Annotated in this window: 20 protein-coding genes, 1 tRNA gene and 1 riboswitch; of the genes, 5 read left to right on the forward strand and 16 right to left on the reverse strand. The window is 54.6% G+C overall.

The window, feature by feature from the left end:
• Positions 1–52: 52 nt before the first annotated feature.
• A riboswitch (TPP riboswitch) is annotated at positions 53–158 on the reverse strand.
• A gap of 210 nt (positions 159–368) precedes the next feature.
• Positions 369–638, forward strand: a complete 270-nt coding sequence (locus JR346_RS08645; RefSeq protein WP_204877483.1) for a DUF4235 domain-containing protein — start codon at positions 369–371, stop codon at positions 636–638.
• Between the two features lie 655 nt (positions 639–1,293).
• On the opposite strand, the gene JR346_RS08650 is transcribed toward JR346_RS08645, so the two are convergent.
• The 4 genes from JR346_RS08650 to dcd form a co-directional block, all read right to left on the reverse strand.
• Positions 1,294–1,665, reverse strand: a complete 372-nt coding sequence (locus JR346_RS08650; RefSeq protein ID WP_205482255.1) for a hypothetical protein — start codon at positions 1,663–1,665, stop codon at positions 1,294–1,296.
• Between the two features lie 686 nt (positions 1,666–2,351).
• Positions 2,352–3,686 (reverse strand): MFS transporter, encoded by a 1,335-nt coding sequence (locus tag JR346_RS08655; RefSeq protein ID WP_204877486.1) that lies wholly within the window; start codon positions 3,684–3,686, stop codon positions 2,352–2,354.
• A 343-nt stretch (positions 3,687–4,029) separates the two neighbouring features.
• Positions 4,030–5,223, reverse strand: coding sequence for a hypothetical protein (locus tag JR346_RS08660; RefSeq protein WP_205482256.1), 1,194 nt, complete (start codon positions 5,221–5,223; stop codon positions 4,030–4,032).
• A gap of 48 nt (positions 5,224–5,271) precedes the next feature.
• Positions 5,272–5,856 carry a dCTP deaminase gene (gene dcd / locus JR346_RS08665; protein WP_205482257.1) on the reverse strand — a complete coding sequence of 195 codons (585 nt, stop codon included), beginning with the start codon at positions 5,854–5,856 and terminating at the stop codon, positions 5,272–5,274.
• 124 nt (positions 5,857–5,980) lie between these two features.
• Between dcd and JR346_RS08670 the strand changes: the two genes are divergently transcribed.
• From JR346_RS08670 to JR346_RS08680, 3 genes are all read left to right on the forward strand, one after another.
• Positions 5,981–6,054, forward strand: a tRNA-Gly gene (locus tag JR346_RS08670).
• A gap of 465 nt (positions 6,055–6,519) precedes the next feature.
• Positions 6,520–7,599, forward strand: a complete 1,080-nt coding sequence (locus JR346_RS08675; protein ID WP_205482258.1) for a MauE/DoxX family redox-associated membrane protein — start codon at positions 6,520–6,522, stop codon at positions 7,597–7,599.
• A gap of 29 nt (positions 7,600–7,628) precedes the next feature.
• The gene (locus tag JR346_RS08680) at positions 7,629–8,228 is read left to right on the forward strand and encodes a bifunctional 2-polyprenyl-6-hydroxyphenol methylase/3-demethylubiquinol 3-O-methyltransferase UbiG (protein ID WP_205482259.1); all 600 of its coding nucleotides are present in this window, start codon (positions 7,629–7,631) and stop codon (positions 8,226–8,228) included.
• Between the two features lie 106 nt (positions 8,229–8,334).
• On the opposite strand, the gene JR346_RS08685 is transcribed toward JR346_RS08680, so the two are convergent.
• Together JR346_RS08685 and JR346_RS08690 are read right to left on the reverse strand one after the other, a co-directional pair.
• Entirely contained in the window at positions 8,335–9,036 is a 702-nt protein-coding gene (locus JR346_RS08685; RefSeq protein WP_205482260.1) for a hypothetical protein, read from the reverse strand.
• A 151-nt stretch (positions 9,037–9,187) separates the two neighbouring features.
• Positions 9,188–11,137, reverse strand: coding sequence for an NHL domain-containing thioredoxin family protein (locus JR346_RS08690; RefSeq protein WP_240333925.1), 1,950 nt, complete (start codon positions 11,135–11,137; stop codon positions 9,188–9,190).
• 225 nt (positions 11,138–11,362) lie between these two features.
• On the opposite strand from JR346_RS08690, the gene JR346_RS08695 reads away from it, so the two are divergent.
• Entirely contained in the window at positions 11,363–12,769 is a 1,407-nt protein-coding gene (locus JR346_RS08695) for an amino acid permease (protein ID WP_205482261.1), read from the forward strand.
• Here JR346_RS08695 and JR346_RS08700 read toward each other — a convergent pair.
• From JR346_RS08700 to JR346_RS08745, 10 genes are all read right to left on the reverse strand, one after another.
• Positions 12,744–14,885, reverse strand: coding sequence for a cytochrome c oxidase assembly protein (locus tag JR346_RS08700; RefSeq protein WP_240333926.1), 2,142 nt, complete (start codon positions 14,883–14,885; stop codon positions 12,744–12,746). The genes JR346_RS08695 and JR346_RS08700 overlap by 26 nt on opposite strands.
• A gap of 3 nt (positions 14,886–14,888) precedes the next feature.
• A complete protein-coding gene (locus JR346_RS08705; RefSeq protein WP_240333928.1) occupies positions 14,889–16,178 on the reverse strand; it encodes a Dyp-type peroxidase in 1,290 nt (429 codons plus the stop codon).
• Between the two features lie 96 nt (positions 16,179–16,274).
• Positions 16,275–16,919, reverse strand: a complete 645-nt coding sequence (locus JR346_RS08710) for a copper chaperone PCu(A)C (protein ID WP_205482262.1) — start codon at positions 16,917–16,919, stop codon at positions 16,275–16,277.
• 35 nt (positions 16,920–16,954) lie between these two features.
• Positions 16,955–17,554, reverse strand: coding sequence for a copper resistance CopC family protein (locus tag JR346_RS08715; RefSeq protein WP_205482263.1), 600 nt, complete (start codon positions 17,552–17,554; stop codon positions 16,955–16,957).
• A 267-nt stretch (positions 17,555–17,821) separates the two neighbouring features.
• A complete protein-coding gene (locus tag JR346_RS08720) occupies positions 17,822–18,106 on the reverse strand; it encodes an HU family DNA-binding protein (RefSeq protein ID WP_205482264.1) in 285 nt (94 codons plus the stop codon).
• A gap of 69 nt (positions 18,107–18,175) precedes the next feature.
• On the reverse strand, positions 18,176–18,481 hold the full coding sequence (rpsN, locus tag JR346_RS08725) for a 30S ribosomal protein S14 (RefSeq protein WP_204877495.1): 306 nt from the start codon (positions 18,479–18,481) through the stop codon (positions 18,176–18,178).
• A gap of 3 nt (positions 18,482–18,484) precedes the next feature.
• Positions 18,485–18,655 (reverse strand): 50S ribosomal protein L33, encoded by a 171-nt coding sequence (gene rpmG / locus JR346_RS08730; RefSeq protein ID WP_204877496.1) that lies wholly within the window; start codon positions 18,653–18,655, stop codon positions 18,485–18,487.
• A gap of 2 nt (positions 18,656–18,657) precedes the next feature.
• Positions 18,658–18,894 (reverse strand): 50S ribosomal protein L28, encoded by a 237-nt coding sequence (rpmB, locus tag JR346_RS08735; RefSeq protein WP_204877497.1) that lies wholly within the window; start codon positions 18,892–18,894, stop codon positions 18,658–18,660.
• Between the two features lie 583 nt (positions 18,895–19,477).
• Positions 19,478–20,449 (reverse strand): siderophore-interacting protein, encoded by a 972-nt coding sequence (locus tag JR346_RS08740; RefSeq protein WP_204877498.1) that lies wholly within the window; start codon positions 20,447–20,449, stop codon positions 19,478–19,480.
• Positions 20,446–21,264, reverse strand: a complete 819-nt coding sequence (locus JR346_RS08745) for an ABC transporter ATP-binding protein (RefSeq protein WP_204877499.1) — start codon at positions 21,262–21,264, stop codon at positions 20,446–20,448. The genes JR346_RS08740 and JR346_RS08745 overlap by 4 nt, the downstream gene beginning before the upstream one ends.
• Between the last annotated feature and the right edge of the window lie 2 nt (positions 21,265–21,266).

A 21,266-nucleotide genomic window follows, 5' to 3' on the forward strand; every position in this document is an offset into this window, starting at 1 on the left:
TCCCTAATCAATAGGAAGGGGAAGGTTCTGGCACCACTGTGTACACAGACCTCGAGAAATAAACTCGACTCCCTAGCGCCGGTACTAACCGGATCAGGTTCGAGGGTCTGCCCTTATTCAGGCACTCTCAGCGCGGACGCGCTCCCCTGTCGATTCGCTGACCACTTGGCAGTGATCAAGCCAATGTCTTTAGTATAGACACACTCACCAACTGTCACCAACCAAACAGTGAATAAAGACGGACGCGGGGTCGAAGGTAAGAGCGGTTACTTTGCTCAGGGCGTACCCGGCGGTTTATGCGTGCAAAGGAACACGCGTCCAACTATTCTTAGAAAGAACGTTACTTACCATCATCGGAGGAAAACACCATGAGCGTACTCGTCAAGCTCGGTGGCACCGCAGCATCATTAGGCGGCGTGGCACTGTCAAACAAGGTTCTTTCAGCTACCTGGAAGCGCATCACCGGCAATGAGCCCCCCGAATCAAACTCTGATCCCGATGAGCGCTGGCGCGACATCATCCTCTGGTCACTGCTCACCGGTTTGGTCGGCACCATCATCAAGGTTTCCATCTCACGCGCACAGATGAAGATCGAAGCTAAAGAAGGCAACAAGCACGGTAGCCAGTCCGAGGTCTAAGTCTTCTCACCGTCTTGAGAAATTTCTTGAGCAATAGGGGGCGCCCACGCTTATAAGTGTGGGCACCCCCTGTAGGTTCAATGAGCACCAAGACCGCTCTTATCAGCAAGGAAAAAGGAACCTCATCAGCTCAGTAGCATCATCTGTTCTAAAAAGTTAATCTAACGCCCGATTAAACTCTAATTTCAGTGCGTAAGAAATGTTGATGGCATCATAACCGTGCGTCATCAGTTCCCCTGCCATCATGAGCCTAGCGGTTCGCTTATTGCCATCAAAATAAAACTGAGAACGAGTCACAGAACAGAAGTAAACAAGTAAAGCGGGTCACGGGGTGAGGTATCTGAGTGAGCGCAACCATGAGGTTCTCATAATCAACGCGCAACGTAGCTCCTCCTACACCCGAATCGTCCCCCTTCGATTCTGCTACCATCCGTCAAACGTACAGTCCCACCACCGGTCACCACTCCTTCCCCTCTAAAATTGCCAGCTTCAATTGCTTCATGACGAGCCACCAGAGCCTACACCGCATCAGAAAAATTTTTACTCAGCAAAAAACGAACCATCGGCAACACTCTCAACCACTAAGTTGTAGCCCTCGCTCAGAGCAAGAATCTGTTCTTCATCCTCAAGATGCTTACCGCCCACTGTTACCCCGTCAAGCAGGGGTAACAACCTCTGGCAATGTAAAAGTGTTTCCTTCTAAGGCTGCTGCGTTCCAGATGAACTCATTAAGATTCGCTATGAATTGTTGGAATTGTTCCGGGGTTCCATGCAATTCTGCCGGTGTACTGCAAACTTCCTTGAGTAGGTGCCGAGGTTGCCGGTTGCGGTTTAATTCTGCCAGTAGAACCCCAGTCTTTTTGCTGAGTGGCTCGTTCACTCTTACCTTCCAGTTTTCTGTTATTTTTTGCGCGGTTGTAGAAAACCCAAGACTATGCAAATCGATAACTGCTTGGAGATCGGCTACAAAATTGAGATTGTTTTCGTTCTGGTAACCGACAAATTCTCTGTATTGCGCTTCAAGCACCACAATGCTGGTAGGGGTAAACCTGTCTTGGGTAGTGAGCGTTTGGCTTCAAGAAAAGACAATTTCGGTAGGTTCGCTTGTGTCCACAGGATTACTGGACTTTTAGCATCTTCCGTACCCAACAAACGGTTAGCGGCTGGCTCTCCTGAAAGCGCCCATCCCCCCCACGCTGCATCAGCTGCGGATGCCGCCCTCAACATTGATTCACTTGCGGATACTAGCGGTGGTGGCGCAAAAAATTTTGCTGTTTTACGCTCAGCAATATTCGACAGCCGACCTGCTGTCCTCACGATTTCTTCGGGTTCTGTGAGTCCCCATCGTTTAAATCGTTGTGCCCGCCGAGACACAGGTTCAAATTCATCCCCTGATAATTCGGGAATTGAGGTATCAAGCAGATAGCGTGCGGCAAAAGCTACGTCCGGCTCCGATGCCGGGGCAAGAGATATCTCTGCTGAGTAACCAAAGACGAGCGCGATTTCTTACAGGGGTATTCAAAGAGGGAGCGATTGCTCCTGTGCTCATTCGCAGGAGCGTTGAGCGTGTGATACCTGCTTTACGTGCGGTTGAGGTGGGAGTCTGATTGGCAAGCTCCAGCAAACCATTAATATCCATACCCACAATTTCATAAAACTGTTGCCTGAATGCAACAGCTGGTGCAAGCATGCAGCAGTGAGGGGAGTGTGGCGCTAGTGAGATTCTACGATTGTGTTCTCTGCCCCGAGCTGTTGTGAAGTATGCAGTTTCGGTGCAGGTTTCAGCGGAATCACCAGGAGCAGACCTACACCGACCACCACCATGATACCCAGAATGCCCCAGGTCTGAGCGCCCATGAGCGTCACGAAGAAACCAAAGAGAGCAGGCGCTAGAAAGCTAGCGGCGCGTCCGGTGGTTGAGTACAGACCGAAAAGTTCGCCCTCTTCGCCCGCCGGTGAGACCCTTGCCAGGTAGGTGCGGGCAGCTGACTGCGCCGGCCCCACGAAAGCGCACAATGCCAGGCCGCACAGCCAGAAAATATTCTTGCCCTCAATAAAAAGCAGCGGAGTTGCCGCCACCAGCACACCCACCAAAGACGCCATAATGACGGTCTTGGGACCGAGACGGTCATCCAGCAAACCACCAATGAGAGCACCAACACCTGCCACAATATTGCCAGCAATAGCAAAGACAATGATCTCTCCGGCGCTAAACCCAAAAGAGCCGGCAGCGAGAATACCGCCAAACGTGAAAACGCCGTTGAGCCCGTCCCTGAAAATCGCGCTCGTCACCAGAAAGTAGAGGGTGCTGGGGGTCGAACGGTAAATACGGGCGATGGTGGCAAACAGTTGCTTGTAAGCGCGCACGATACCTGCAACACCGCCGGACTCTGTAGCTGTTGCCTGCACTGGTTGCTGCTGACCACGCAGACTCAGCAGCAGGGGCAACGACAGCGCCACGCACCACAGAGCAGAAAACACCGCGATCAGTCGGTAGGTCAGGGATGGGTCGTCTTCAGGTAGCGGCAGCACACCCGGGTTAATAAAAAGCACCATGACGATCACCAGGGCGACGATGCCGCCGAAGTACCCAAATGCCCAGCCTAAACCGCTAATTTTGCCAACGGACGCCGGAGTCGAGATGCCGGGCAGCAGCGCGTTGTAGTTAACGATGGAGAACTCATTGACGATATTTGCCAGTGCAATGAGCGCTACACCGAACCACAAAAAGCTGGGGTCGGGCAGTACGAAGAAACACAGCGCCATCAGGGCAGCCGTTGCGAAAGTGTTAGCTCCCAACCAGAACCCGCGTTTGCCAGTGGCATCCGCCCGTTGCCCGCTGATGGGTGCCAGCAGAGCAATAAAAAGACCCGCGATGGTCAGACCGGTAGACATCACCGCGGTGGTGTGCGTTTCAGAGCCGAAGGTCGAACTCGTGAGATACAGGGCGGTAAAAATGAAGGTGGTCATAATCGCGTTGAAGCTCGCGTTACCGGCATCCCAGAGGGTCCAGGCGAAGACTTTTTTGCGGTCGGGTGTAGTTGCCATGCTCCCTATGCTAGCGGGCGCAGTCACCGCAGAAGTTATGCGACCGGTCTTTATGATCAAGTAAGTTATTTTTTATGGAACCTACCCGGCATATGACCGTCTGACCCTGGTGTTGGTTTTAGCGGCGAGTCAGCCTAAGACTGTGCAGGGACCATCAGAAGTGAGTCGATAAGCATCTATTATGCGCTGGCTGTGATGACGAGCATCTATAGTAGATAAAGATTAGATATGCACCGCTATTCGTCCTTTATGCTGCCCACGGCATCTAACCTCTAGGATTCATTTGAGGCTTATTCAGCTCTTTCTAACTCTGTGATGACGCTGCGTGAGACTCAGCGGGAGTCTATGTTACCTTTTCACCGGAATCTAAGACGCCCCGACCGATAACGCCCAGGTTCATCAGCTCAGTGATGTTGTGTTCAAAGGCTTCAGCGGGAATTTCCGTGTCGTAGAGTTCTTCGAGTCGTTGACGCAGTTTCGCTGTTTCAAGGGGTTTTTCCAACTCAAACCAGATATCACCAGCGAAGAAAGACACCTCAGAGAGCTTGTCACCGCGCATCAGAAGCACCCGCTCGTCAACGCGGTAGGCGCTGCTGCCCGGCCCTCGCCAGAGCAGGTGGGCAGCGGCCGGGCCTCTCTGGGCGTAGGCGATTTCTACCTCTACCGGCGGTTGCACCAACTCGGCGGCGCGTCCACCCCGCAGTAACCCCTGCACCAGCGGCAGAGCCTCTTCAATTTCGGAGTATTCCAGACGCAGGGCACCGCCGCAGTCGTTAATAAGCTCAATCAGTTTCTCCACCCCGTGCTCAGTGGCCGCAACACCCGACGTCTGACCGGTGATGGTGAGTAGCGCGTCCACCATATCAACGGGCACCAGACGCGGAACAACGTGGTTCTCACTCTTATCACGCGCCAAAATAACGAGCTGGGTCAGGGTGAAAGACTGTTCTGAAGAAGGAATCTTCAAATCTGCGCGAGCAGGTGAAATCTGCTCCTTTGGACGCGCGGGGTCAACAATTACCGAGAGCGGTTTGAGGTAGGGCACTACCGAGTAATCGGCGTCCACGATGACGGTTTCATCGGTAAGGTAGGTCAGGTGCTGACCCAAGAACCGTGATGCCGTGGTTTTGCCGGTGCCTGATTCAGCAACGAGTGCCAGCGCCCGCCCCGTTTCGGGGTCGCCCAACGCCGCCGCGTGGAACATCTGGTACTTGCCCACCAGCGTCATAATCATGGTGATAGTAATCTGGCTGACCAGGCTCTCCATGACCTGCTCATCAGAGCTGTAGCGCATAAACAGCAGGCGGCCAGTGTTCTCGGTGCTTTCCGCCAGCACCTGCCGGTAGTATTCGTTGTCCTCTTCAAGAATGATGTAATACGCACTCTCATCTTCCAGCGGAGTAACGTCATGAAGCACCTGCGGGTTCAGCGATTCCCACGCTTCACAGATGGTTTGTGCAAGTTCTTGGGCGTGGTCTACGCGCACTACAACAATAACCGGCACTCCTGCTGGGCTCAAGGCTACAGCTACACTCACTGAATCTCTTTTCATTAATCTCTTGGCATATGCCAAAGGGGTAGGTTACTACTGGGCAGAAATATCGGTGCGGTGAAAGTTCTGGTAGCTACGCGAGGCAGTCGGCCCGCGCTGCCCCTGATATCTGTTGCCGTAGGCACCGCTGCCGTAGGGGTGTTCGGTGGGGCTGGTGAGCTGGAAGAAGCAGAGCTGACCCACTTTAGAACCCGGCCACAACATAATGGGCAGGGTTGCCATGTTTGATAGCTCTAGGGTGACGTGACCCGAAAAACCGGGGTCGATGAAGCCCGCGGTGGAGTGGGTTAGCAACCCCAGGCGTCCTAGCGATGATTTACCTTCAAGGCGTGCTGCCACGTTATCGGGTAGTGTTACCTGCTCATAGGTAGCACCCAGCACGAACTCACCGGGGTGCAAGATGAAGGGCTCATCCGGGGCAACTTCAACCAGTCGGGTCAGCTCCGGCTGATCTTGCGACGGGTCGATATGAGCGTACTTGTGATTATCGAACAGCCTAAAGAACCGGTCGAGTCGAACATCGACGCTGGCAGGCTGAATCATTGCCTCGTCGAAGGGCTCTAGCTTGATGCGGCCGTTATCTATTTCTTGGCGTATATCGCGATCTGAAAACAACACTCTTTAAAAATAACCTACACACCGCCCCTCATTCTGCCTCAGCGCCACTGTGCCAAGGCATGACTTTCCAAAACCGGCGCGAACCCACTAGAATGAAAGCTGTACCGCTTTTTATTGTGGACACGCGGCTGTAGCTCAATGGTAGAGCGCACGCTTCCCAAGCCTGATACGCGGGTTCGATTCCCGTCAGCCGCTCCATTTATCTTCAACAATAAGTACTCAGTCGGTTCTGCGCACTCAGGTATGCAGGGTCGACTTTTTCTTTGCCGTCTTATAAGTACACTAAGGGTTATTCAGTACCTACACACCCCACCGAAGTTGTCGGAATTTCTGTCATTCTGCGATAAAAAACGCCATAAATTTAGACAATTTTGATACTGCGGACGCTTATTCAGGCTGAGCATTAGCTAAGGAGCACGGCAAGAAGACTACCTAGCTGGGCTGAACACAAGGATTCCTCAGCGAGCGAGAACGTAAAACATTGCGCTCAGGCTCTCTGCATGAATAGTCCCTGTGAGTGCTAACGAAGCAGACCACATTGCTTAGTTCGCGGCTGCGTCCAAAGACCTTTCCAATGACGACGGACGTGACCTCCCACCTTGTGTAGGGGACTAAACTGATAAGTAATTACATCTATATCCTCTTTTAGCGTTAGGTTTCTTCGTGGAGTCCCTACTTCTCTTCTCTCTTATTCTGGTGGTAACGCTGGCGGTGAGTGGCGCTGCCAAGGTGAAGGATTACACCTCAACTGCCACAGCTATCTTCAACCTCAAGATTGATAAGTGGCTGCCGGTGCGCGTCAAAACAGCGGCGAAGATTCTCCCCTGGGCAGAAATCGCCCTAGCGGTCGTATTACTTTTTGCCCCCGGAATCCTACAAGTTATTGCGACCTTTTGCGCTCTGTTGCTCTTTGCCTTCTACTGGGTGGTTATTGCGCGCGCCGTCATGAGCGGCAACACCGCAAGCTGCAACTGTTTCGGCACCGCCTCTAGCGCACCTATTTCTCGGTGGACGCTGGCTCGCAACACCGCGCTAGTCCTCGCTGCCGTGGTGGTTGTTGCAGGTGCTTTCGCTGATGGACGCGCACCGCTTATGATGCTGCTCGACCTCACCTTGGAACAGTGGTTCTGGCTCGCCGGTGCCGCTCTAGCATCAGCAACCCTGTGGTTCATCTACCGTTCAGAGACTATCGCCCCGGTGGCAGCACCCGCAGAGTCTGTGTCAGTTGCCAGCCCTGCGGCAGCTACCGCTCACCAAGGCAGAGTGCAGGAGGTACCCGCGTCCGCTAATCCCTACGCTGACAGCCAATTCGCCGAAGAATCAGTAGAAAAAGATTACGTTCGTCTGCCCATTCCCTTTGGCAACATTGCAGAACGCAACGGGCAGGTTCACACCCTACGTCAGTTAGCTGCAACGCAGGCGCGCGTGCTCATTTGGGTCTCCCCCGGATGCGGTTCCTGCCTCGGTATCATCCCCGAGTTTGAACGCTGGCAAGAAAAGTTGGGGTCACTGGTGGGTGTTCACCCGGTGGTGCGTAATGAGGAGGCCGCACAGCGTCTTGAAGTACCCGAAAGTGTACGCATCCTTATTGATAACGACGGCAACGCCCAAGCTAATTTCGGTGACGGAACCCCCATGGCAATAGCTATGGGCGCCGACGGTCTCATGGCAGGCGGCCCGGTCTGGGGCAAGAAAGCCGTCATCAAGTTCATGGACGACCTACTTGCCGAGTTCGACGCCTAACCCCCTCCTCCGAAGAAAGTAAGTGCATCATGGTTGAAAAATCTCTGTGGCAAGAAAAAATTGAGCAGAACCCCTCTCATTCGCAGTGGTATATTCAGCGTTTTGAGACAATGCGAGCTCAGGGGCAGGATATTTGGGGTGAGGCCCGCGTGATTGATGCGATGGTTTCTCGCGGTGCGCGTATTCTTGACGCTGGTTCTGGCGCTGGTCGGTTGGCTGATTATTTGCAACGGGCAGGTCATACGGTGGTCGGTGTTGATGTTGATGCGGCTTTGATCGAGGCTTCTCGGCAGCTCAATGGTGAGGTTGATTTCTATCAGGGCGATTTGGCCCTGTTGCCGGAGGTGCTTGATACTGATGCTTCCTTCGATGCGATTGTGTGCGCCGGTAATGTGGTGACCTTTTTGGCGCCGTCTACCCGGCGGTTGGTGTTGGAGAATTTCGCGGCGGCACTGGCTGAGGGCGGACGCGCCGTTATCGGTTTTGGTGCTGGCCGTAGCTACAGCTTTGACGAGTTTTTCGCCGATGCTGAGGCAGCTGGTTTGACAGTTCAGCAGAAGTTCTCTACCTGGGAGCTGCATCCCTTGAGCGAAAGCAGTACCTTCTTGGTAGCTGTGCTGGGGCGGTAATCCCACCCGTGTGAGACAAAGCAGGACGCCCGAACAAACATGTTCGGGCGTCCTGACTGTATAAAGTTCTATAAAGCCAGATCTCTAGGGGTGAACCTTGGGTTCTTTAGTTACCCGGCAGCAGATTGTACTGACGCAACAAATCATCGGGAGCTAAGAAACCAAAAGCGATCAGCCCCAGCACAAGGGCAGTGGTGATAGCCACCGCGGCACTACGCCAGCCAGGGTGCAACTCGTTGAAAGTCACCAGCCCCGGCCATTGCTGAGAAAAGGCAACCACGTTAATACGCGAGAACACGGTGGTTTGCGGGGCAATATCAGCAGCAATTTTACGCATCGTTTTGGCGTCCCAGATTCTGCCGTCAACGCGCATCAGACGCTTTTTCTTCTCGTTCACCGCCCACAGAGCGGGGGCGCCCTTGGCAACTATTTTCTTGCCTGCTTCTTCTTGGGCGATGGTTTTCTTAGGTGCCAGGTGCTCCACAAACACTGTGTGCGCGATATCGGCAAGTGGCACAGCCTGCCAGCCGATCATGCGTCCGCACATTACATGAGTTTCGGTACGCACAATAATAGTGGGCTTCAAGAAAGAATAAATGACAAAAAAGGCAACTAGCAGAATAAGCACCAGCACTACCGCAAAGGGTAGTACCGGACGCTTGTAGGCTAGAAAGCCGAGAATGCCTACAGAGAGCAGCAGAGCGGGCAAAGCTGCCATGATTCTGCGAAAGTAAGAGTTAATGCGCGGGTGGTAAATTGCGACCACTTCGCCGTACTTATCGGGTACCTGATGTGCGTGTTCTGCCATAGGTTCATAGTAGCCGTTCAAGCAGGTTCAAACGTATTTATCAGTGCCCGGTGGTGGGAACCTTAGGTGATAGACGGCTCACGTTGAGAACACAATGAATGAACGCTGCCCCTGGCATAGGCTAAGGGGCAGCGTTCATGTATTAGAAGGTTTATGCGTTGACTCCGCGCAAACCCAGAATCAGATCCTGTTCGTCTTCTGGATTGCCGGTGACCACCACGGGGATTCCCCAATCCTGCTGGTAGAGGTGACAGGCGGCGTGATCGGGAATCTCACCACCGGGTTCGCCATCGCAGGCAGCAGCGCGGGCGGTAATATGCAAAACTGCCTCAGTAATTTCGGGGTTAAGCACCAAGGCACGGGTTAGTCCCTGTGACGTTCCAGCGCCCTCAAGAATGAAGTTCTCCGGGGTAGAAGAAATCTTCAACTGGGTAGGGTCGCCCCAGCGGGTATCGAGCTTCTGCCCCTTAGGGGCGGTAAAGCGGGATTCGAAGTTCAAGGTGCCGCCGGTCAAGCGGGTGGAGGGGCGGGTCACCTGCGAGGCGCCCTCATCAACCTGCTGCATCTTCTCAGGGATCGCCACACGAGTCAGCTCATGAGCGTTAGCCTCAACCACAATCAAGCGGGAGCTACCGTCCTCAAGGGTCTCCACCAGAACGTCGGACGGCTCTGCAAGACCCCGAGCTACAGTTCCCAGTTCGCCAGTTGCCGGGTCAAAACGACGAATAGCGCCGTTGTAGGTATCTGCCACCGCAAGAGACCCGTCAGGCAACTGGGTGACGCCCAGGCAGTGCTGCATACGCGCGTCCGCCCGCTGTCCGTCCACAAAACCAAAGTCAAAGAGACCAATGCCCACAGCTGATTCGACCTGCACCGCCCCGTCCGTAAAACTAATACGACGCAGCGCTGAGGTTTCTGAATCTGCTGCCCACAGCGAACCGTCGGTAGCTTCAGCCAAACCTGAGGTTTGAGCGAACCAAGACTCATCGGCAACACCGTCTTTGAGACCTTCAGCGCCGGTACCGGCAAAGACGCGCACCTGGCCGTTGCGCGGATCAAAACTAAAGAGCTGGTGGGTACCTGCCATTGCCACGATGAAGGCATCTGCTTCGCGTGACCACACCAAATCCCAGGGAGAAGAGAGCGATACGGTCAGCGGGTCAGCACCCTCAACAATAAAATTAGAGTCCCCCAAGCGGGCGCTCTCAGCATCAATTAGGCGCTGCACACCGCTACCGGCAAGGGTAGTTACCTCACCGGTAGAAAGATTGACCCCGCGCAGACGATGGTTAACAGAGTCGGCAACCACCAGATCGTAGCCCAGCTGCTCGCGCAGGTTTTCGGGCACGAGGGCAACACCCTGGGGTTCGTTGAAGCGGGCGCTCTCAGCATCTCCGTCAGTGTAGCCCTTGGTAGTACCGCCGATGGTACGCAGGGGGCTGGTGAGGTCTTCAGCGACCTGTACCAGACGGTGACGAGCCGTATCAGTGACCACGAAAGTTTTTTGCCCGTCCCCAAACTCAGCAGGCAGTTCTAGTGCTTTACCGGGGAAAGCGAAGGTGCCTTCAGGCTTGGGACGCGGCACGTAGGGACCATCGCCTCGATGTAGGGTGCCCTTGGCATCGTGTTCTTCAACCAGTTCGCGAACCAGCGATATCAGCCCCTGCACATGCCCTTCACCGGAAAGGTGGGCAACAATGTACCCTTCGGGGTCAAGAACCACCAGGGTCGGCCAAGCGCGGGCGGTGTAAGCCTGCCAGGTCTCTAAGTTAGGGTCGTCCAGAACGGGGTGGGTGATGTCGTAGCGGTCAACGGCGGCAGCGAGCGCGTCCGGGTCTGCTTCGTGTTCAAACTTGGGTGAGTGTACGCCAACGGTCACAAGCACATCAGAAAATTCTTCTTCTAGAGGACGCAGCTCATCGAGCACATGCAGGCAGTTCATGCAGCAGAAGGTCCAGAAATCCAGAATAACGATTTTGCCGCGCAGGCTTTCGAGTGAGAGCTGTTTGCCGCCGGTGTTGAGCCAGTTGCGGCCCACTAGTTCTGAGGCGCGAACGCGCGTTGTTTGTCGGATGTTCTCGGCTGAGTGTGTATTCGACACTGTTGTTCCTTAGAAGCTAGGTGGTGTAAAGGTCTCGGCTGGCGTCACAGCTCGAATGAGCGGGCGCGCAAAAGTATTGCGTTTTAGCCTAACAAGTTAGCGCGGTTGCTGCCTGTTTGTTGCTGTTCGGGTAGCTAATTAGAATCAACGTGACATGTACCCGTAATATTTCGTAGGAATGTCGCGCTGTCTTGGGCGCGAAGGGGTTTTAGTAGGTGAAGGTCGGTGGACACGTTGAGTGGTGAACCTGTCAAAGAGCTGCGCAAGGTCTTAGCGCCGCGCCACCTAGCAATGATTGCAATGGGCGGCGCTATTGGCGCAGGTCTTTTGGTGGGTTCGGGTACAGCTATTGCCGTTGCAGGGCCCGCCGTAATCATCACCTACCTGCTAGCGGGCACGGTGCTCTTTGCCGTCATGCGAATGCTGGGCGAGCTATCATCTCTCTCCCCTGATACCGGTTCTTTTGCGGTCTACGCCCGCACCTACATTGGGCGCTGGGCAGGGTTCTCGGTGGGCTGGCTCTACTGGTGGTTCTGGGCGGTAACAGCCGCCATTGAGGCGACCGCCGCCGCGGTGATTATCAATAGCTGGCTGCCCGCGCTCCCCCAGTGGCTGACAGCCCTCGGGTTCATGGTTGTTTTCACCGGCATCAACCTACTGACGGTGCGCTCCTACGGCGAGGCAGAGTTCTGGTTCTCTTCCATTAAAATTGCCGCCATTGCAGCCGTCATGGTGGTAGGGATGATTGCCTTAGCCGGTGGCTTTTCCGGCTCGGGCGCGTCCTTAGACAATCTGACCAATGATTTTGCACCCAACGGTGCCGCAGGTATTTTCACAGCCCTGCTTGCCGTCATCTTCTCGATGTTCGGCGCCGAGATTGCCACTATTGCAGCCGGTGAATCGACAAACCCGCGCGAAGCTGTGGTGAAGGCAGTAAATTCGGTGGTGTTCCGCATCCTACTGTTTTACGTGGGAGCTGTGGCGATTGTAGTCACGGTGATACCTGCGTCCTCGGTGATTGCCGGTGTCTCGCCTTTCGTCACCTTGCTGGAGCGCCTGCATATCCCCTATGCGTCAGTGGTGCTCAACGTGGTGGTACTGACCGCCCTACTCTCTTGTCTAAACGCCTCTATTTACTCTTCTTCGCGCATAGTATTTGCAATGGGGCAGGGGCAGGACGCGCCGCCCACCTTCACCCGTATTTCTAGTACCGGCGCGCCGTGGGTGGCGGTACTGGTCACCGGTGCTGCCGGTTTTGTGGTGAGTCTGCTGAACTACCTGATGCCGCAGCAGGTGTTTTCATTTTTGGTGAATACAACCGGTGCTACGGGTATTTTTGTGTGGCTGATTATCACGGTCACGCACCTGCGTAGCCGCCGGGTGCTCCTGGCGCAGGGGGTTGATGTTACCCAACGCGCCGATGTGCTGACGGTAAAGTTTTACCCTTGGATCAACTGGCTACTGGTTGTTGCCTTGGGTGCTCTGCTGGTCTTTATGGGTGCAACGCAGGCGCACCGTCAGGAGGTTCTACTCTCATCGGCAGTAGCACTGATGGTGGTAACGGTGGGCTTGGTGCGTAACAAACCCACCCCACCGGTGGTAGGGTCTACCGGCGCGCGTCAGCGTCGTTGAGCTCTTCAAACATGGCGTTGTAGGCTTTGAGCTCGGCATCGTTATCACGGTCAGCCTGACGGTCTAGGCGCTTGGTGAGTTTAGTGTCAGATGATGCCCACTGAATCGCCACAATCACCGCTACGAGCATGGTGGGAATTTCACCCATGCCCCACATAATAGCTCCGCCCAGTTGCTGATCTTCAAGGGCCGAGCCACCCCAGGGGCGTCCCAGATTACCAAACCACGAAGCAAGCAGCAGGCTGTTGCCATGCATAATCGCGATGCCTATAAAGGCGTGATAGCCCAGGGTTGCGATCAGAAGTAAGAGGCGGAAAGGGTAGATGGGGCGGTATGGAATGGGATCAATACCGATAAGCACCAGCACGAAAAGGTAGCCGGTGAGCAGAAAGTGAACCAGCATGAACTCGTGCCCCACGTGGTATCGCATCGAGATGCCGAACATGGGGGTGAAGTACATGAGCACCAGCGAACCGGCAAAGTTAAAGCCAGCAAAGAGCGGGTTGGTGATGACTTTTGACCAGGTGGAGTGTACCAGGCGTAAAATCCATTCGCGAGGGCCGCGGGTGCCATCCTGACGTGGTTGCAGGGCAGTAAGCAAGAGGGTGACGGGGGCGCCCAGCACTAAGAAAGTCGGCACAATCATGGTCAGTGACATGTGCTCAACCATGTGAGCAGAGAAGAGCACTTGAGAGTACACCGCTAAACCGCCGGATGTCGCGTAGAAAAGCAGGGTCAGCCCTACTAACCATGAAGCAAGACGCAGTGGGCTACGTTTGCCGCCGAGAGCTCGCACCCGCGTGTATGCCCACACGTAGACAAAGGCAAGAAAAGCGATGATAGATACCCAGAACCAGTCCAAACGCCACTGGGTAAACCATTCAATCACGTGGGGTTCCGGCGGCATTTCGTAGTTGGTAATAATACGCACCGGGGTTGCATCCACCGGCAACTCATCGCTCTTGGGAGGCGCAGTACGCGAAAGCGCCACCGCCAGACCGCTCGCTGCACCCATAATAATCAGCTCGGCGATAATCGCCTGCCACAGCCCGCGAATACCGCTAGTCTTGCCGCTTTCCATCGCGGGAATCAGGCGTACCCGGTGTGCCACACCGATAGCCCCCAGCATCACGGTGAGTGCCAGTTTCAGAACTACTTGCATTCCGTAATTGCTGGTGAGATCAGCCCAAGAATTCATGCGTAGGCTGGCGTTGATAACGCCCGAGGCCAGCAAAAGCACAAAGCTAAAGAGCGCAACTGTTGAGTAGCGTTTGAGCACAGCAACAACCATCGAGACCCTGCGCGATGCCAGGGTAGAATCGCGACGACCAGCAACGGTGCCAGTACCTGCGTCCGCCCGCGAAATCGTACGGGAAATATAGGCAAGTGTGATGAGTCCGCCCGTCCACAGGCTCATACCCAAAACGTGCAGCCCCAGGGAGTTCACCGCGCCCATGTGGTCGTCACCGCCAGAGGAGTGACCGGTCAGCGCCAAAGTGACGATACCCAGCAAAGAAAGTGCCAGCGTGAGTAGCAGGCTAGTGAGAGAACGCACCGCAAAAGTGAGGCTCGAAACTACCAGAGCAACACCCACCGTAAACGCCTGGGCTTGGCCCGCGGTAATAGTAGTGATGTAGCTGGCAAGTTCTTCGGTATAGGTTTCTGAGGTGTTCACCGCGCGCCCGGAAATTTCGGCGTAGGCGAGCACCAGCTGTGCAATGGAGGTCAACGCCCACACCACTGAGGACGCGGACGCTAGGTTCATGATGGCGCTGAAAGCCGGGTACTGCTCACGCTTAAGGTTGGCTATGCGCTGGTCTTTGGTGTAGGTATGCGCCATGTTGTAGTGAGCTTTGCCCACCGTGTCATCGGTAAAACGCGGCACAATACCTATCGCGAACAAAAGGGATCCAATGAGGGTCGCTAGAGCAGTATTCTGGAACACCTCAACCACAGGCAGCAGCCAGCGTACCGTAGGTCCAGCGTCCGCCAGTTCAGTACCGGCGTTGGCACCGGTGAGTATAAATGAGGCGACCATGAGCATCAGCGCTACAGCGGGGAAAACCCAGATCCAGTGAGGGGCGATTCCGCGCACTGTACCGCTTAGCTGTTTCATGTTTTAACCTTCAAAGAGTTGTTGCCCAATATACTGCCCTGGAGCGCATCCCGGTGGAAGAGCAAAAACTGCCGATCCGATGGGTACCGTCCAAGTGTTAAGCATATCTAGTGTGGCAAGTCTGCGCTGAATGGGTACAAACTGAGCCAGCGGATCCACCTGGTAGGAGCAGAAAATCAGACCCGATTGGGAGATTCCGCCTGCGGTATCACCGTGCTGGGAGATCCCCGAGGCAGCTGCCACGGGCAGGTCATAGTTGTAGGGTCTGCGGAGGATGCGTTCGATATCTTTTTCTGGTGCGGCACGCCTGATGTGGGCGTAGGGAGCAATAACCTCAAAGCCTAATTCATTGACCGCCTCGAGGTCTGCCTTATCGTGCTCATGTTCACCGGTCAAGGGCGCACCGTTAGAGAGTTTGCGTCCCACAGCGTCTTCACGAGCTGGCCTATCTGAGAGGTCCCAAGTGTCTAGATTCATATGAATACGGCGGATTACCAGAGAAGTTCCACCGGGTACCCAAGGGGTGAGTCCCTCAACATTTTCTCCCCACACGTACCGGTCAATCGTGCCGTCTTCTTGTCGGGGGTTCACGGTACCATCAACCTGCCCAAAAAGATTGCGCGGGGTCTCACCGGGTTTTTCACTACCGTGGGCGCGCAGAAAACCATCTTGCACCCACCGCACCGTGACAAAAGGACGCGCGCCTTTGAGTAGGGTGCGCTGGGCGTGTGCGAGGGTCATGCGGTCGTTAGCGCACAGTTGTAGAAGTAGATCCCCGTCATTCCAGGCGTCTTCTAGACGGTCGATTTCATCAAAAGCCGGTAGAGGTTTAAGCCACTGCGGTTTAGCTGCTGGGGCAGCTATGTCAAAGATTTTCTCGCCAAAGCCGAAAGTCACGGTAAGGTTGGCGGCAACGGCGGCAAGCTCGGGTTCTTGGTCGACAAGCGAGGGTTCCCCGGCGCACAGCTTAGCGGCGTCAGCGGTGAGAACCCTCATCAGCCGAATCAGCGCCTGGGTATTGGTGCCCTCACATAAATCCAGAGCGATGAAAACAGCATGAGCCTGGGCAGGAGTATCAATTCCCGCTTGGCGTTTACCGTAGAAGGCAACCCGCGTGTCCACCAGCGGGGTCACCTCGCTCTGAGACTGTTTCTCTTCTTGCTGCCCCGCAGAAGTAGAGCAAGCCGCTGTGGCAAGAGCTACGGCACCTAGCCCAACGCCAACAACCGCCCGACGTGTGGTGGAACGTGATGTAATTGAAGAAGTGAGTGAATCGGGGGTTTGCTCAGCCACAGCTTAACTTAACTCTTCTCGTGAATCTTTACTCTGACTGAGGCAACCAGCTACACATCATCTCAGCAAGGTACAGCCGGTGGCGATTTCAGTCTTTTACTGGGCGCAGATGGGCAGCTCTACCGCCGCGTGATCTGCGTGGTCGTGCCCCTCGTGCTCATCGTCTGCGGAATGTGCTCCGTGAGCCGTATGCTCCATGGCAGCAGCAGAGTGTTCATCACCGGGTGCGTACTCCTCTTGGGCGCCCTGGTAGTCACGCACCGCAAAAGTAAAGTTCTTTGATGACTCCGGGGTTTCAATGGCTACGTCAAGGGTGGACCCGGTGGGTAGTGAGCATCCAAGATCCATAAACATGATGTGAGATCCACCGGGTTCCATAGTGAAAGACTCCCCCGGTTCAATGGTGAAGCCTTCAGGAGCTTCCTTCATAGTAGAAGTGCCGGTGGTGGGATCAATCTCGGTCACGTGCAACTGCACCGTATCGGTAGCCGCACTCGCAGCACCGGTGATAGTAACAGTTTCCTCGCTGGTGTTCGTTAAGGTACCAAAAGCAGCGGTCATACCTTTATCAGCCGCTTTGACCCAACCATCAGCCAGCTCCAGGGGTGCTTCTGCTGAAACAGCGGTGCTACTAGCTGCGTCCGTAGTTGTCTTTGATATTGCCTCCGTATCAGATGCGCTACAACCGGTCAGAGCAAGAAAGCTAAAAGCAACAATAGCTGCCAGGGGGCGATAGTTCACGGTCGTCTTCTTTCGATGAGTTCTATCAACACGTATTAGTTCTTGCGATTCTTCGCCACGACTACGCCCACCATACCAATAGTGGCTAGAGCAGCGAGCGTCATGATTACTATATTGGTTGCATTCAAACCGGTGGCAGTCGAAACATTATCAGTAGTGGCATCTGCGGACGCGCTTTCTTTAGGGGCATCAGAGACGAAAGCCTCTGCTGGGGCAGCTGCCGTGTCGGATGCGCCCTCCCCCACCACAAATTCGTAGGTGCCCTGAATGGGATGACCGTCAGATGACACTACACGCCAGGTGACAGTGTAGGTTTCGTCGGCAGCGGCATCCCCAAGATTAAGGTTCTGTGTAACCTGCTTACCGTTAACCGTAGGCTCTCCTTCAGCTACGCTGTCGCCTACAGAGTTAGTCACCCGCACCTGGTTACCAATATCCATGATTTCACCGCTGTAGGTGAGTTCCAAGGCATCGGGGGCAGTCTCAAGCTCAGCACCGTTTTCAGGGTTTGATGAAATGAGTTCATCGTGTGCGTACGCCGGTGTCAGCGCCCCAGCGCATACCGCCGCGGCAATACCCACTGTTGCTAATACACTTCGCGAGATTGTGGGGGTCATGCTAAGTACAGACTTCATTAATCTCTTCAAATCCTTTGGTAAGTATCGATGAGGGGGCGGCTGCCCAGGTGCTCCTCATTGTAGTAGCTCTTCCTGATAAACAGGTGAGAGAACCCTGCTTCGTTCTCGTCTCTGGCGGAAGCTCTAAAAACACCCGTACAGCGCATCCTCTGATAAAAGAAAAAGTTTGATAGGTATACAAAAGGTCGCTTCATACTAGAAGTATGAAGCGACCTTAGTGTGAGGGGAATCCCTCAATGAGACCTAGAGTGTTTCTTGAAGAATTTACTTCTTTGAAACAGCAGCCTTCAGCTTTGAACCTGCGGTGAGCTTTACACCGTGACCTGCAGGAATCTGAATGGTTTCGCCGGTCTGGGGGTTGCGGCCGGTGCGTGCTGCACGGTCAGTGCGCTCGATTGCCATCCAACCGGGAATGGTGATCTTTTCGCCCTGAGCAACTGAAGACTCGAAAACCTGGAACAGTGCGTCGAGCACACCGTTTACTGCTGCCTGGCTGGTGCCAGCCTTTTCTGCTACCTCTGCGACGAGTTCGCTGCGGTTCTTAGCCATTGATGTCCCTCCTGAGACTAAGTACATGAAGTGAGGTTCACTTGGTTTATGAGAACCTCACCACACAATTTACCAGCTTGACTTGGTGATACCGGGGAGTTCGCCACGGTGTGCCATTTCACGGAAACGCACACGTGAGATGCCGAACTTCTGGAAAGTACCGCGGGGGCGACCATCAATCTGGTCACGGTTGCGAACACGTACCGGTGAAGCGTTGCGGGGAAGCTTCTGCAGGCCGAGGCGTGCTGCTTCACGCTCTTCGGGGGTAGCATTTTCGTCTACGAGGGTCTTTTTCAGTGCTTCGCGCTTTTCAGCGTAGCGAGCAACGATGACCTTGCGCTGCTCATTGCGAGCGATCTTTGACTTCTTAGCCATTGTTTAGCGCTCCTCTCGGAAGTCAACGTGCTGACGCACTACGGGATCGTACTTCTTAAGAACCATACGATCGGGGTTGTTGCGGCGGTTCTTACGGGTAACGTAAGTGTAACCGGTGCCCGCAGTGGACTTGAGCTTGATGATCGGACGTACGTCCTTGCCCTTTGATGCCATAGTTAAATCTTCTCCCCGCGAGCGATAATTTCAGCTACAACTGCGTCAATGCCGCGAGCATCAATAACCTTGATGCCTTTAGCTGACAGGTTGAGAGTTACATTGCGACGAAGTGAGGGTACGTAGTACTTCTTCTTCTGAATGTTCGGATCAAAACGACGCTTGTTGCGACGGTGTGAGTGCGAGATGCTGTGTCCAAAGCCGGGAACAGCTCCGGTCACCTGGCAGACAGCTGCCATAGTAGTCTCCTCCAAATGTTGACGAAATGACGGTGCGCAGTGTGCTCTTTCTCAACCGGTAAGCGGCCGGTTACAGAAGAACAGTGAAGGCGTCCCGCCACCAAGGTAGAGCACCGGGTTATTCTCCAAGGCTAGAGTGTTGAGAACCTCGCAACCCGGGTGAGAGTCCGGATTGGGGCCTGGCCGCGGGAAAAACGGTGAAGCTTTGTTTAGTGGTCGAGAGGTGTTGCCACCACTACGAACAGCCTTAAATACTAGGTAAGTCACGCCCTCGATGCAAGCGCAACAGTCTTAAAATCCTTGACTTTCCGCGGTTTATTACGGGTCAGGGCAACTGTTATGCGTGTATTTAAGGGGGAACAACCTGTTTAAAGGCACTAGATAATTCTAGGTGAAACAGGGTATTTCTGCAAGTCAAACCGGGGTTTTTACGAGCAAAAGCGGGGTGTTTTGCGGCTCTTACCATCAGTAAATTACATACTTGCAATTTAAGATGTGACTTTAACGGCTTAAAGTCAGTTGATGGCTAATCTCTGCCTCTGTTCCCCTTGATTTTAAGATCCAGACACTGCTGACTCACCCGCTAGCTCTCAGCTCGTCCTGCCCTCCAATACCCCATAAAAGAGATGCTCTTTTTATCAATGCCAGCCTCGTTCACACAAATGCGCCGCAAATTACGTACCACTCCAGCCTCACCGGCGATAAAGATGTAGGTGTCACTACCACCCTCGGCAACCTGCCAAAGGTAAGGTTCATCCACTGCGGGAGCATCCTCATCAGCAACTGACGCACCGTTTACGCCTAAGATCGCCCGTAGGGTTTTCTCAAGGAGCTGGCCTCGCTCACCGTGCTGAGCACGCGGCATCCAGTGTAAGGTGAGATTCTCTCGCCCCTGGTTTAGCACAGGGCAGTCAGCGAGTTCCTGGGGTAGCTCTCCCTCGCCCGCTGGCACTTCAATCAACGCATCAAGTGCTACCTGGGGCGGTAGCTCCCTAATAATCGAGAAGGCAGCGGGGGCAGCGGTTTCATCGGCACATATCAGGACGCGCGTAGCGTCTTGCAGGTTCCAGCTGGCCCACAGGCTGGCGGGTTTGCAGGGACCCAAGAAAGAGATACGATCGCCCACCTGTGTGTTCGTTGCCCAGGCAGAACCCGGTCCCATACTACCTGCCTCATCTTGGTGTAGCACGAAATCAATGTCTATCTCAGGTATGTTCTTGTGCTGGTCGATACCCCATCTGGCAGCGCGAACAGTGTAGGTGCGCATCCACCCGCGTTCATGCTCGGGCGCAGACAGCCATTCTTCGCGCCATGAATCGTTCAGACCGATAACTACCGGCTCGCTCTGCCCCGGTGGCGGTATCAGCAGTTTGATGTATCCATCGAGGGTCGCGTTATTGCCGTGATACTGAAAAGCAGAGTAATCATCAAGGAATTCATCGGCAAGGGTGATTCTGACGAAGTGCTCTGAGAGACGCTGCACCCTCGTCACAGTGGCGGTAAACAGAGCGAACTGGGTTGTACCCGTTGTATAGACTCTGCGGTTGCTGCTCATAGGGTGCGCCTTTCGTTGGGAACTCGCGCGTCCGGAACAATAACGGTTGCGCCTGTGCCCACAGGGTCGGATACCGAGGCTTTGAGCCCGAAGATAGTGTGCAAGTTCTCTGCGGTAAGCACCTCAGCCGGGGTTCCCTGACTTTCGATTCTTCCATCGCGCATAGCAACCAGGTGGTGAGCTACCCGCGCGGCGAGGTTGAGTTCGTGTAGCACCATCACCATGGTGGTGCCCCGCTGTTCGTTGAGATCAGCCAACAGGTCAAGAAGTTCCACCTGGTGGGCGAGGTCGAGGTAGGTGGTGGGCTCATCGAGCAATAAAATATCTGTTTCTTGGGCGAGCGCCATCGCAATCCACACACGCTGACGCTGACCGCCTGAGAGGGAGGTAACGGAGCGTTCAGCAAGTTCTATGGTGTGGGTTGCCTCTAATGCCCAGGCCACAGCCGCATCGTCTTCGGCGCTGTGGCGTGCAAAAAGCCCCTGGTAAGGGTAGCGTCCGCGCCCCACAAGATCTGCCACTGTGATGCCGTCTGGTGTAATCGGTGCCTGCGGCAGTAGACCGACTTGACGAGCAAATTCTTTGCTGGGGAAGCTGTGAATATTGATGCCATCAAGAGTGATGTCACCAGATTCTGGTTTGAGCAGGCGGGAGATGCCGCGCAGCAGGGTTGATTTTCCACAGCCGTTGGAGCCGATGATGGCTGTTATTTTGCCGGTAGGAATTTCTAAGCTGAGGTCTTGAACAATGGTTTTGGCACCGTAGCCTAGGTTCACCCGGTTAATGAGAAGGTGGCGAGGTATTGCCTGTTTCATGG

The sequence above is a fragment of the Rothia sp. ZJ932 genome, from assembly GCF_016924835.1.
Classification (GTDB): domain Bacteria; phylum Actinomycetota; class Actinomycetes; order Actinomycetales; family Micrococcaceae; genus Rothia.

Excerpts from the sequence above, each read along its gene's own strand:
- JR346_RS08645 (WP_204877483.1), top strand. The coding sequence starts at position 369 with ATGAGCGTACTCGTCAAGCTCGGTGGCACCGCAGCATCATTAGGCGGC.
- JR346_RS08655 (WP_204877486.1), bottom strand. The coding sequence starts at position 3,686 with ATGGCAACTACACCCGACCGCAAAAAAGTCTTCGCCTGGACCCTCTGG.
- JR346_RS08680 (WP_205482259.1), top strand. The coding sequence starts at position 7,629 with ATGGTTGAAAAATCTCTGTGGCAAGAAAAAATTGAGCAGAACCCCTCT.
- JR346_RS08685 (WP_205482260.1), bottom strand. The coding sequence starts at position 9,036 with ATGGCAGAACACGCACATCAGGTACCCGATAAGTACGGCGAAGTGGTC.
- JR346_RS08700 (WP_240333926.1), bottom strand. The coding sequence starts at position 14,885 with ATGAAACAGCTAAGCGGTACAGTGCGCGGAATCGCCCCTCACTGGATC.
- JR346_RS08715 (WP_205482263.1), bottom strand. The coding sequence starts at position 17,554 with ATGAAGTCTGTACTTAGCATGACCCCCACAATCTCGCGAAGTGTATTA.
- JR346_RS08720 (WP_205482264.1), bottom strand. The coding sequence starts at position 18,106 with ATGGCTAAGAACCGCAGCGAACTCGTCGCAGAGGTAGCAGAAAAGGCT.
- rpsN (WP_204877495.1), bottom strand. The coding sequence starts at position 18,481 with ATGGCTAAGAAGTCAAAGATCGCTCGCAATGAGCAGCGCAAGGTCATC.
- rpmG (WP_204877496.1), bottom strand. The coding sequence starts at position 18,655 with ATGGCATCAAAGGGCAAGGACGTACGTCCGATCATCAAGCTCAAGTCC.
- rpmB (WP_204877497.1), bottom strand. The coding sequence starts at position 18,894 with ATGGCAGCTGTCTGCCAGGTGACCGGAGCTGTTCCCGGCTTTGGACAC.
- JR346_RS08740 (WP_204877498.1), bottom strand. The coding sequence starts at position 20,449 with ATGAGCAGCAACCGCAGAGTCTATACAACGGGTACAACCCAGTTCGCT.
- JR346_RS08745 (WP_204877499.1), bottom strand. The coding sequence starts at position 21,264 with ATGAAACAGGCAATACCTCGCCACCTTCTCATTAACCGGGTGAACCTA.